General features: G+C 68.3%; 10 protein-coding genes. 6 read left to right on the forward strand and 4 right to left on the reverse strand.

Going from position 1 to position 11,790, the window contains the following annotated elements:
* Positions 1 to 64 precede the first annotated feature (64 nt).
* Together ABFX45_RS01685 and ABFX45_RS01690 are read left to right on the forward strand one after the other, a co-directional pair.
* A complete protein-coding gene (locus tag ABFX45_RS01685; RefSeq protein WP_346127029.1) occupies positions 65 to 1,384 on the forward strand; it encodes an FG-GAP repeat domain-containing protein in 1,320 nt (439 codons plus the stop codon).
* A gap of 32 nt (positions 1,385 to 1,416) precedes the next feature.
* Entirely contained in the window at positions 1,417 to 2,763 is a 1,347-nt protein-coding gene (locus ABFX45_RS01690) for an FG-GAP repeat domain-containing protein (protein ID WP_346127031.1), read from the forward strand.
* 48 nt (positions 2,764 to 2,811) lie between these two features.
* Here ABFX45_RS01690 and lhgO read toward each other — a convergent pair whose 3' ends face one another.
* Positions 2,812 to 3,984: an L-2-hydroxyglutarate oxidase gene (gene lhgO, locus ABFX45_RS01695; protein ID WP_346127033.1), complete on the reverse strand. Its 1,173-nt coding sequence runs from the start codon at positions 3,982 to 3,984 to the stop codon at positions 2,812 to 2,814.
* Between the two features lie 32 nt (positions 3,985 to 4,016).
* Positions 4,017 to 4,898 carry an LLM class flavin-dependent oxidoreductase gene (locus ABFX45_RS01700; RefSeq protein ID WP_109630512.1) on the reverse strand — a complete coding sequence of 294 codons (882 nt, stop codon included), beginning with the start codon at positions 4,896 to 4,898 and terminating at the stop codon, positions 4,017 to 4,019.
* 71 nt (positions 4,899 to 4,969) lie between these two features.
* On the opposite strand from ABFX45_RS01700, the gene ABFX45_RS01705 reads away from it, so the two are divergent.
* On the forward strand, positions 4,970 to 5,773 hold the full coding sequence (locus ABFX45_RS01705; protein WP_233442570.1) for an HAD family hydrolase: 804 nt from the start codon (positions 4,970 to 4,972) through the stop codon (positions 5,771 to 5,773).
* Here the strand turns inward: ABFX45_RS01705 and ABFX45_RS01710 are convergent.
* Positions 5,770 to 6,474 (reverse strand): acyl-ACP--UDP-N-acetylglucosamine O-acyltransferase family protein, encoded by a 705-nt coding sequence (locus tag ABFX45_RS01710; RefSeq protein WP_109630514.1) that lies wholly within the window; start codon positions 6,472 to 6,474, stop codon positions 5,770 to 5,772. The two genes, ABFX45_RS01705 and ABFX45_RS01710, sit on opposite strands and share 4 nt — an antisense overlap.
* A 125-nt stretch (positions 6,475 to 6,599) precedes the next feature.
* Here ABFX45_RS01710 and ABFX45_RS01715 point away from each other — a divergent pair, with 125 nt between their 5' ends.
* The 3 genes from ABFX45_RS01715 to ABFX45_RS01725 are packed head-to-tail and all read left to right on the forward strand — an operon-like array spanning position 6,600 to position 10,602.
* Positions 6,600 to 7,697 (forward strand): DegT/DnrJ/EryC1/StrS family aminotransferase, encoded by a 1,098-nt coding sequence (locus tag ABFX45_RS01715; RefSeq protein ID WP_346127037.1) that lies wholly within the window; start codon positions 6,600 to 6,602, stop codon positions 7,695 to 7,697.
* Positions 7,694 to 8,665, forward strand: a complete 972-nt coding sequence (locus tag ABFX45_RS01720) for a Gfo/Idh/MocA family protein (protein WP_109630520.1) — start codon at positions 7,694 to 7,696, stop codon at positions 8,663 to 8,665. Before ABFX45_RS01715 ends, ABFX45_RS01720 begins: the two co-directional genes overlap by 4 nt.
* 20 nt (positions 8,666 to 8,685) lie before the next feature.
* Positions 8,686 to 10,602 (forward strand): DUF6541 family protein, encoded by a 1,917-nt coding sequence (locus tag ABFX45_RS01725; RefSeq protein ID WP_346127040.1) that lies wholly within the window; start codon positions 8,686 to 8,688, stop codon positions 10,600 to 10,602.
* A 67-nt stretch (positions 10,603 to 10,669) separates the two neighbouring features.
* Here ABFX45_RS01725 and ABFX45_RS01730 read toward each other — a convergent pair whose 3' ends face one another.
* Entirely contained in the window at positions 10,670 to 11,767 is a 1,098-nt protein-coding gene (locus tag ABFX45_RS01730) for a UDP-N-acetylglucosamine 2-epimerase (protein ID WP_112232435.1), read from the reverse strand.
* Between the last annotated feature and the right edge of the window lie 23 nt (positions 11,768 to 11,790).

Genomic DNA, 11,790 nt, shown 5'->3' on the forward strand with positions numbered 1-11,790 from the left:
GCTTGAAGGCGTGATCGCCACTCTTTGGTGCGAGAGAAGAACTCTCCGTCACCGAAGGGGCAACATGTCACGCAACACAGTCATTGCCGCTTTGCTCTCGGCTGCAACTGTCGCTCTGTTCACCGCACCCGCTGCCGCCGCTGGCACACCAGCTCCTCAGACCGATGACTTCCACGCGATGCTCTACTGCCAGGAGATCGGCGTTCCTGGCGGTGTGACCCGCAGCCAGATGATCGTCAGATCGCAGGCGTGGATCGACGCCCGCGTCCCGTACAGCCAGGGAGCGTGCTACTCCAACCAGTACGGGAGCTACCGCACCGACTGCTCTGGCTACGTCTCGCTCATCTGGGGATTAGGCCGGTCCGAGACCACTCTCACCCTGCGGAACTTCTCGTCGCTGATCAACCGCGCCGACCTGCGCACGGGTGACGCCCTGCTCAACGACGGCCACGTGGCGCTCTTCGTCCGCTGGGCCGACGTCGCGAAGACGCAGCCCGTCGTCCGCGAGCAGGCGGCGCCGAACGGCGCACCGACGGTCGAGCGCACCTGGTCCGCGAGCACCGCTGCGGGCTACGAACCGCGCCGCTACCACAATGTGCTGGAGTCGGTCGCGAACATCAAGGACTTCAACAGCGACGGTCGGTCCGATATCGCGGCGATTGATCCCAACGGCACCATGGTTTTTTTCGCCGGTGATGGTGCTGGGCGGGTCCATTACGGCAAGGCCATGAGCGGAAATGGGCACTGGGCTGGGCAGCGACTCGTGACCACGGGTGATTTCAACGGTGATGGCAAGGCTGACATCGCCGCTGTCTCGTCGAGTGGCACGATGGAGCTCTACACCGGTAACGGTGCCGGCGATCTCGGATATTCGCACGCCATGAGCGGGGCCGGACACTGGTCTGGTCAGCGTGCGGTTGCCGCTGGCGACTTCAACGGTGACGGTAAGACGGATATCGCCGCGATTTCGGCCACCGGCACGATGGAGCTGTACGCCGGTAATGCCGCTGGTGGTCTCGGCTACTCGAACGCGATGAGCGGTGCCGGCCACTGGAACGGCTTCACCAAAATCGTTGCGGGCGACTTCAACGGTGACGGCAAGAGCGATGTTGCGGGCATCGACGCCGCAGGCACGATGGCTCTGTTTACCGGTAACGGTGCAGGCGGTCTCGGTTACAGCGCCGCGATGAGTGGTACAGGCCACTGGTCCGGTCAGCGCGCTATCACGTCGGGTGACTTCAACAACGATGGAAAGACGGACATCGCCGGTATCGACGCTGACGGCAACCTTGCCTACTACACCGGAAATGGTGCAGGCAGCCTCGGCTGGGGCGGCTCGATGTGGGACGGCACTCACTGGTCCAACCATCGCGCTCTCGCGTGATGTCCGTACTCGAGATTTGTCAAGGGGGGATCATGAAATCAACGCTGCTCACCAAAGTCACCGCTGTTGTCGGCGTTGCCGGTGCTCTCGTGTTGGGCCTCACCACGACCGCATCCGCTCGCTCGACTGCTCCGTGCAGTTCTGCCGGAGTAACAGCTGAGGACAACGCGCTGGCGAGCCAGCTGCGCACTCAGATCAGCTGGATGACCGGGTACAAGATGTCATGTGCCAGAGCGGTTGCCCGGCAGGTCCAGTCACGAGGCCTTGGCTTGCGTGCATTGCAGATTGCACTCACGACCGTGGTCACCGAGACGGACCTGGACAACGTCAGTGTTCCAGAGGACGCGGACAGCCTGGGGCTGTTCCAGCAACGGCCGAGCATGGGCTGGGGGACGCCCGAACAGCTGATCGACCCGGCTTACGCCACGAACGCCTTTCTCAACGCGATGAACGGTCACTATCCGAACAATGCTTGGCAGAGCGGCGACATTCCCACCATCTGCCAGAAAATTCAGAAATCGGGTTTTCCGGACGGGTCGAACTATCGTGCAGATCTCGAAAAGGGGCTGACCATCGCAAACTTCGTCTGGAACAGGATGGGCACGTCACCCGGTCGTGACTTCAACAGCGACGGCAAGACTGACATCGCGACGATCGACCCCAACGGCACCATGGTTCTTTTCGTCGGTGATGGTGCTGGGCGGGTCCATTACGGCAAGGCCATGAGCGGAAACGGGCACTGGGCTGGGCAGCGACTCGTCACCGCAGGTGATTTCAACGGTGACGGTAAGGCGGACATTGCCGCTGTCTCGTCGAGCGGCACGATGGAGCTCTACACCGGTAATGGTGCCGGCGATCTCGGCTACTCGAACGCGATGAGCAGGGCCGGGCACTGGTCAGGCCAGAAGGCTATTGCTGCGGGCGACTTCAACGGTGACGGTAAGACGGACATCGCCGCAATTTCGGCCACCGGCACGATGGAGCTGTACGCCGGTAATGGTGTCGGTGGTATCGGTTACAGCAACGCGATGAGCGGAGCTGGGCACTGGGCCGGTCAGCGAGCTATCGCCGCAGGTGATTTCAACGGTGACGGGCGGGCGGATATCGCCGCGATTTCGGCCACCGGCACGATGGAGCTGTACGCCGGTAATGGTGTCGGTGGTATCGGTTACAGCAACGCGATGAGCGGAGCTGGGCACTGGGCTGGCCAACGCCTCATCACGGCCGCCGACTACAACGGTGACGGCAAGACCGATGTTGCCGGTATCGACGCCGACGGCAACCTCGCCTACTACGTCGGCAACGGTGCAGGCGGTCTCGGCTGGGGCGGCCCGATGTGGACCGGCGCCCACTGGGCGAGCCACCGGGCGATCGTCTGACATGACAGCGCGCAGGGCCGGACACTCGTCCGGCCCTGCGCGCTGTCGTCAGGACTGCAGCACCACGCGGTCAGCGACGTACTTGGCGATCTCCAGTGAACCCGTTGCGGCCGGTGAAGGCGCGTTCAACACGTGCACCTGGCGCGTCGCCATCTCGATCAGGAAGTCGTCGACCAGTGACCCGTCCGGCAGCATCGCCTGCGCCCGCACGCCCGCCTCCGCGCGCACCAGGTCGTCCTCGCGCACGGCGGGCACGAGCCGCGCCAACGAGGCCGCGAACCGCTTGCGTGACAGCGAGCGAAGGACCTCCTCGGCGCCGGTGCGGGCGTACTTGCGGGCGAGCCGCCACGTGCCGGGGAAGCGGGCGACGTCGGCGAGGTCTGCCAGCGAGATGTCGCGCCAGCGGTAGCCCTCGCGGCGCAGTGCCAGCACGGCGTTCGGGCCGCAGTGCACGCTGCCGTCGAGCATGCGGGTCAGGTGTACGCCGAGGAACGGCAGCGTCGGGTCCGGCACCGGGTAGATCAGGCCGCGGACCAGGGACGTGCGGCGCAGCTCGAAGTACTCACCGCGGAACGGCACGATGCGCGCGGACGGCGTCAGCCCGGCCAGTCGCGCCACGCGGTCGCTGTGCAGGCCGGCGCAGTTCACCAGCGCGTCCGCCCGGATCACGCCCTGCGGCGTCGCCACCTCCACGCCGCCAGAAGCAGAACGGATCGCCAGCGCGGGCGACTGCAGACGCAGGTCGTGCGATGACAGCAAGTCCACCAGCGCGGAGCACACCGCGGGGAAGTCGATGATTGCCGTGCTCTCCACACGCAACGCCGCGACGCACGACACCTCGGGCTCGTACTCGCGCGCCTCGGAGGCCGAGATCAGTTTCGCCGGGACGCCGTTCGCCTCCGCGCGCGCCGCGAGGTCGTGCAGCCTGGGGAGCTCGTCCTCCGAGGTCGCGACCACGAGCTTGCCGCACACGTCGACCGGCACGCCGTGCTCGCGGGCGAAGGCGACCATGGACGCGTTGCCCGCGACGGACATCCGCGCCTTCAGCGATCCCGGCTTGTAGTAGAGGCCGGCGTGCACGACGTTCGAGTTGTGGCCCGTCTGGTGTGCGCCCCAGCGCTTCTCCTTCTCGAGCACCGTCACGCGATCGCCGCGCGAGGCCAGCTCGGCCGCCACCGCGAGCCCCACGATTCCGCCACCGATCACCACAACTGAGCGCACAGTGACGGAATCTAGTTTCCGGCCGTCCGCCGTTACAGGTGCCGATCGAGCGTCGGCAGCACCTCGGCGGCGACGTCCTCGACCACCTGCTCACTGCCCATGTAGATGCCGTCGTGCCGCGGCCAGTGCGCCACGACGTCGGTGAAGCCCAGCTCAGCAGCCCTGCCCACGGCGTCGACGAAGCACTCGACGCTCGACAGCGAGTACACCGGCGACGAGTCGAGGTTCAGGTACCTGTTGACCCGCGACGTGCGGCCCTGCGTGGCCAACGTCTCAGTGAACTGTTCGGAGAGCTGCGCCACGCCCTGCCACCACGCATCGACGTCCTCGGTCGGCGGTCCGGTGGTGACCCACCCCTGCCCGAACCTGGCCGCCACGGCCATCGCCTTGGGCCCGTTCGCGGCGACCACGAACGGCAGCCGCGGCCGCTGCACGCAACCGGGTGCGCTGCGGGCCTCCTCGGCCGAGAAGAACTCCCCGCTCCACGACGTGCGGTCCTTGATCAGCAGTTGGTCGAGCAGCTCGACGAACTCGCGGAACCGGGCCGTCCGATCGCGCGGCAGCAACGGCTTCGACCCCGTCACGACCGTGTCGTAACCGTCCCCACCTGCGCCGACGCCGAGCGTGAACCGTCCGTCCGACACGTCGTCGACCGCCAGCAGCTCACGGGCGAACGGCACCGGGTGACGGAAGTTCGGGCTCGCGACGAACGTGCCGAGTCTGATGCGCGAGGTGACCAGCGCGGCTGCTGTCAGGGTCGGGACAGCGCCGAACCAGGGACCGTCGACCAGGGTGCGCCAGCCGAGGTGGTCGTAGGTCCACGCGTGGTGAAACCCGTACTCCTCGGCCGCGCGCCACTTGGGTTCGGCGATCCACCAGCGGTGCTCCGGGAGAATCACGATGCCTACGCGCACGCACGTAAGGTAACCAGCTGTTCAGCTGCTTACGAACTTGGCTCGCGTAGTCGAGAAGGCAAGATGACGGTGTGGAACAGCCGCGCCTGGTCGCCTCCGACGTCGATGGAACCCTGCTCAACCCTCAGGAGACGGTGAGTCCGCGCACCGCACAGGTGGTCGCACGCGTGCTCGCGGCCGGTGTGCCGTTCGTGCTCGCGACCGGCAGGCCGCCGCGCTGGATCCCGCGGATCGCGGAGGAGGCCGGCCTCGACGGGCTCGCTGTTTGCGCGAACGGTGCGGTGCTCTACGACATCGGCCGCGACGAGATCGTCTGGGCGCGCACACTCAGCCCGGTGCAGCTGCACGACATCGTGTCCGCCGTCGACAGCGTGCTGGACGACTGCACGTACGCGGTGGAGCTCGTCGGCACGCCGAAGGACGACAGAACGTTCGTCGCCGAACTCAGCTACACCCACCCGTGGCCCGAGGGCCCGCACAGCGGCCTCACCCGCGCCGAGACGCTCGGCCACCCCGCGACCAAGCTGCTGATCAGGCACCGGGCCATGACCAGCGCGGAGATGGCGGCCGCGATCAACGAGGTGCTGCACGGCGAGGTCGACCTCACCTTCTCCACGAACAACGGCCTGATCGAGGCCTCCGTCCACGGCGTCACGAAGGCGTCCGGGCTGGCCGACGTCGCGGAACGGTTCGGCGTCGACCGCGAGCACGTCATCGCGTTCGGGGACATGCCGAACGACGTCGAGATGCTCGGCTGGGCGGGGCACGGAGTGGCCATGGCCAACGGCCACGAGGCCGCTCGGGCCGCCGCGGACGAGGTCACCGGCCCGAACTCCGAGGACGGCGTCGCGATGGTGCTCGAGCGCTGGTTCTAGGCCACGAGAGGCTTCGCCGGCTCGACCTCGGCCCACCACTTGAAGGCGATCTCCAGCTCCGCGGGGATCTCAGCGGGCAGGCGACCCGCCGCGTAGGCCTCGGCGAGCGCGGTGATGGCCGCGTCGGAGATGCCGGAGCGGCTCATGCCGACCGAGTTCACGCCGTTCAGCCGGATCGGGCTGCCGTAGGCGCGGGCGAACGGCGGCACGTCCTTCGACACCGGCGTGTTCATCCCGACCATCGCGCCGGTGCCGATCACGCGGCGCTGGTGCACGGCCGCGTTCATGCCCACGTTGACCCGGTCGCCGATCTGGACGTGCCCGCCCAGCGACACACCGGCCGAGAGCGTCACGCCCGCACCGATCAGGCCGTCGTGCGCCACGTACACCCGGTTGAGCAGCCACGAGTCGGCGCCGATGGTCGTCGCCCGGTACGAGCCCTGGTGGACAGTGCTCAGCTCGCGGATCACCGCTCGCGCGCCGATGTGCACGCCGGCGTGCGTCAGGTCGCCGTCCCACGCCCGGTTGTGCTCGGCCGAGGTGATCTCCGGCGGGGTGCCGATGACGCAGCCGGGGCCGATCCACGCACCGTCCTCCACGACGCACGGACCGAGCACGACGGCACCCGGACCGATGGTGATGCCGTCGCCGAGCTCGACGCCGTCACCGACAACAGCACTGCGATGGATGTGGTTGACCACGAGCGTCCGATCAGGAGGTGGGGACAGGCGACTTAGCCCGTACGGGTACCGTGAAGCCCCGCGTGCAGGCCCAAGCACTGTACCGGCCGCGCCGGTGGAGATCCCCGAAGGCGAGAGACTGCTGAATGATCCCGATTACTGTTGTTGACGTCGCCGCTGCCGAGCAGCTGGTGGTACAGGTGCTGCGCTCGGGAGCCATCGCGCAGGGCCCGATGGTGAAGCGTTTCGAGGACGCCTTCGCGGGCGTCGCGGGCGTTCCGCACGCCGTGGCGGTGAACAACGGGACCACTGCGCTCGTTGCCTCCCTGCAGGTTCTGGACCTGCAGCCGGGGGACGATGTCATCACCTCGCCGTTCACGTTCGTGGCGACGTTGAACGCGATTCTCGAGGCTGGTGCGACCGCGCGGTTCGCGGACATCCGCGAGGACGACTTCAACATCGACGCGGACGAGGTCGCGGCAGCCGTCACCCCGAACACCAAGGTGCTCATGCCGGTGCACCTCTACGGGCAGATGGCCGACATGGGCAAGATCATGCCCGTCGTCGAGGAGCACGGCCTGAAGCTGGTCGAGGACTCCGCGCAGGCCGTCGGCGCCACCTACGAGGGCCGCCCGTCCGGCAGCTTCGGCCTCGGCTGCTTCTCGCTCTACGCGACCAAGAACATCACCACCGCCGAGGGTGGCGTCATCACGACGTCGGACGACACGCTCGCGGACCGCCTGCGCGTCCTGCGCAACCAGGGCATGCGGCAGCGCTACCAGTACGAGGTCGCCGGTCACAACTACCGGATGACCGACATCCACGCCGCGATCGGCATCCCGCAGCTGGAGAGCCTCGGCGAGATCACCAAGGCGCGCCAGGCCAACGCCGAGGCCCTGAACAAGGGGCTCGCCGGCGTGAAGGGCCTCAAGCTGCCGCAGGTGCTGCCGGGCCGCACGCACGTGTGGCACCAGTACACCGTGCTGATCACCGACGACGCCCCGATCAGCCGCGACGAGTTCGCCGCGAAGCTGACCGAGAAGGGCATCGGCAACGGGATCTACTACCCGAAGACGGTGTTCGACTACGACTGCTACCGGGACAACCCGAAGGTCATCGCCTCGGACGTGCCGGTCGCCGAGCGCGTGGCGCGCCAGGCCCTGTCGCTGCCGGTGCACCCGAAGCTCACCGACGCCGACCTCGACACGATCATCACGACGGTTCGCGAGGTGCTGGGCGCATGAGCAGCCTTCCCCGCATCGCCGTCATCGGCGTCGGCACGATGGGCTCGCTGCACGCCCGCGTGACCGCGCAGTCCGAGCGGGCCGAGCTCGCGCTGATCGTCGACCCGCGCGAGGACGTCGGCAAGGCCGCCGCCGACAAGTTCGAGACCACGTGGGCGCCGGAGATGGGCGACCTCGACGGCATCGACGCGGTGGTCCTCGCCTCCAGCACCGAGACCCACCACGGGCTCGCGCTCGAGGTGCTCGCGAAGAACAAGCCGCTGCTGGTCGAGAAGCCGGTGTGCGCCTCGCTGGAGCAGACCGAGGAGGTCCTCGCGACCTCGGAGGCCAAGGGCCTGCCGGTCATGTGCGGCCTGCTGGAGCGCTACAACCCGGCCGTGATGACGGCGCTCGGCCTGATCAACGAGCCGGTGTACGTCTCCGCGATCCGGCACTCGCCGTACGCGCCGCGCATCCTCACCGGTGTGGCGTGGGACCTGCTGGTGCACGACGTCGACCTCGCCATCCAGTGCTTCGGCGGTGCCGAGCCGGAGCGCGTGTCCGCCGGTGTCGCGCAGTTCCACCCGTCGTCGGTGCCGGGCGCGGAGGACGTCGTCGACACGCTGCTCACGTTCCCGTCCGGCGGCATCGCCACGGTGTCCGCGAGCCGCATCGGCCAGCGCAAGATCCGGTCCCTCACGATCCAGGAGCTGGACCGCTCGATCGAGGTCGACCTGCTGCGCAGGGACGTGACGATCTACAAGCACATCTCGCACGACTCGGACCCCGATGGCCGCGGCTACCGCCAGCAGACCGTCATCGAGATCCCCGAGCTGGTCACCGCGCGCGAGCCGCTCGCGACCCAGCTCGACCGTTTCCTCGACCTCATCGCGGGCAAGCTGGACGCCGAGGACGAGCGCCGCCGCATCCTGCCCTCGCACCGCGCCGTCGCCGAGGTCAAGGCGAAGTCCGCCGCGGTTGCCGGCTGAACTCGAGGAACTGACTTCTGATGGGTGCATTCGTCGTTCTGGCGTTCATCCTGCCCGGCCTCGCGGTCGGGCTCGCGCTGCGGCTGAGAGGCTGGACCCTCGCGGCTGCGGCGCCGGTGCTCACCTTCGGCACCGTCGCGCTCGGTACGCTGGTGCTCGGCAACCTGGGCATCCCGTGGAACCTGCTGACGGTGGCGCTGTGGACAGTGGTGCTGGCGGCCGTGGTCGGCGTGGTGACGTGGCTCGTCGCCCGCCGCACCGGTGGTGAGCCGCTGATCGAGGAGCCGAAGCGCTCGCTCGGCGAGAACCTCGTCGTCCTCGGTGGCGTCGTGCTCGGCATGGCGGTGGGCGCCGCGACGTTCCTGCGCGGCATCGGCGGCACGCTGAGCACGATCAACCAGGACTGGGACGCGCCGTTCCACGGCAACGCCATCCGGTGGATGTCCGAGCACGCCACCGCGCTGCCGTCCGCGCTGGCACCGATCGCGAACCTGCCGGCCGGTACGAAGTACTTCTACCCCAACACCTACCACGCGCTGCTCGCCCCGCTGCTCGACAAGGTGGCGGGCATGCCGGAGCTGCTGAACCTCGCCGCGCTCTCGGTGATCCTCGCGTGGCCGCTGGGCATCGCGGCGCTCGCGCTCGCGTGGCGCATGCCGCCGCTCGGCGCCGCGATCGCCGCCGCCGTCTCGACGTGGTTCACCGCGTTCCCGTACGACTCGCTGTGGCGCGGTCCGTTGTGGCCCTACGTCGCCGGTGTCGCCCTGGTGCCCGCCACGGTGGCCATCGCCCGCAAGGTGCTGACCACGCGCGGCCTGACCGGCCCGCTCGGCCTCGCGCTCGCGGTCGCCGGCCTCACCGGCCTGCACACGAGCCTCGTGTTCATCGCCTTCGTCTACCTCGCGATGCTGATCCTGGCCCTGGCCTTCAAGCTGGAGCCGATCGACTGGCGCACGAGCTGGAAGCCGCTCGCCCTCACCGCGGGGCTCGGCCTCCTCGCCGTCATCCCGGTCATGATGCCGGCCCTCGTGCAGTCCGCCGGCGTGACCGGCGCGCAGTGGGACGAGTTCGCGTCACCCGCGGAGGGCATCGGCCAGACGCTGCTGTTCTCCCCGGTCGTCCGGTACCCGCAGTGGTTCCTCGGCATCGCCGCGATCACGGGCGTCGTGCTGATGATCAAGCACCGGCGCCTGCCGTGGATCATCGCCGCCTACGTCGTGTTCGGCGCCATGTACGCCGGCACCGCCTCGCTGAACAACTCCTTGGTCAACATGCTCAGCGGCCCGTTCTACAACGACGCCTGGCGTTTCGCGGCCCTGCTGCCCCTCGCCGGCGCCATCGCCGTGGGCGAGCTCGGCCACACCGTCGCCACTGGCCTGACCGCGAAGCTCGGCTCCCGCGTCAGTGCGCAGCGAGCCGCGTTCGCCGCGCCCGTCGTGATCGGTGTCGTCGGCGTCCTCGTGCTCGGCCTGCTGGGCAAGGGCGCCTACATCGGCCGCAACGCGGAGCGCCTGTCAGAGACCAACAACGAGGGCGCGACCGTCACCAGGGGCGAGCGCGAGGCCTACAAGTGGCTCGCCGAGCACTCCAAGGACCGCCCGGTCGCCAACGACCGGCTGGACGGCTCCGTGTGGATGTATGCGCTGGCCGGCGTCAAGCCCGTGGAGTGGACGTTCTACGGCGCCGACGAGAAGACCAGCGCCGGACAGATCACGTGGCACCTGCAGGAGATCGACAAGAACCCGGACGTCCGCAAAGCGATCAACGCCCTCGGTGTGAAGTACATCGTCGTCGGGGCGGGTTACGTGCGGTCGAACTCGAGGCCCGCGCCGGGGTTGATGGCCCTGGAGAGGCTGCCCGAGGTGCGGAAGGTGTACGAGAACCCGCAGGCCACCATCTACGAGTTCGTGGAGCCCGGCACCGGTCAGACCTCCTGACCGCGCGCTGACAGGACAGTCAAAAGGGGGCCCGCCATCGGCGGGCCCCCTTTCGTCCTCAGAGGACTTACACGTAACCGAGCTGCGCCAGCGTGTCGGCGATGATCTCGCTCGGGTGGTACTTCTCCATGATGGACGGACGGCGCAGCGACTCGTACTCACCGAGGAACTTCTCGAGCTTCGCGGTCTCCATGCCGGTCAGCACGATGTTCTGGCCGAGGCCCTGCTTGGTCTCGGTGCGCTCGCGGTGGATCGCGCACGGCATGCCGATGTAGGAGCACTCCTGCTGCAGACCACCGGAGTCGGTGACGACGAACTTGGCGCGCGCCAGGATCGGCAGGAACTGCAGGTAGCGCTTCTTGGGACGCATGATGAAGCGCTCGCCGTCGAACAGGTGGCCCCAGCCGTGCCGCTCGATGCGCTCCCGCTCCGGTGCACCGGCGAGGTAGAGCATCGGGGTCTTCTCGCTGGCCTTCTTCAACAGCTCCAGCGCCTCGCGGAACTTGTCCGTGCGGGACACGAGCTCGAAGCGGTGCAGCGTGGCGAGGCCGAACTCCTCGGGGAGGTCCTCGGTCGTGTTCGCGTTGATCGCGAGGCGCATCGCGTCGATGACGGTGTTGGCGCCGGTGTTCACCACGACGCCGCGGGCGCCGCGGAGGTTGTCGACCTCGTTCTGCGACGGTGCGAAGTGGACGTCCGTGAGCTTCGTCGCAATGCGACGGTTGAGCTCTTCCGGCAGCGGCGAGAGCAGGCTGCCCGAGCGCATGCCGGCCTCGACGTGGGCCACGCGGGCACCGAGCAGGCGGCGGGCGATGAGGCTGCCGTACGGGGTGGTGAAGGTGTCGCCGTGGACGACCACGAGACCGGGCTTGCCGTCCGTGGTGAGCGACCGGCGCAGCTCCTTGCGCTGGCTCCACGCGGTCTGCGCGACGGAGAGCGCCCAGCCGGGAACCTGCTTGGGGGTCTCCAGGTTGCGGGCCTTGCCCCGCGGCACCAGCCACAGGTCCGGCTCCGGCAGCTGGAGGTCTTCGAGAACGTCGGCGACCTCGTCGAAGTGCTGGGCGGTGAACCACAGCAGCGGCTTCGTGCCGCGGGCGACGAGCGCGTGGTAGACGGGTGCCACCTTGATGAGTTCAGCGGTGGTACCTGCGATGAAGGCGATCACGGGAAGGACCCCTGAGGCTCGGG

It is taken from the genome of Lentzea roselyniae (assembly GCF_039537795.1).
GTDB lineage: Bacteria > Actinomycetota > Actinomycetes > Mycobacteriales > Pseudonocardiaceae > Lentzea > Lentzea atacamensis.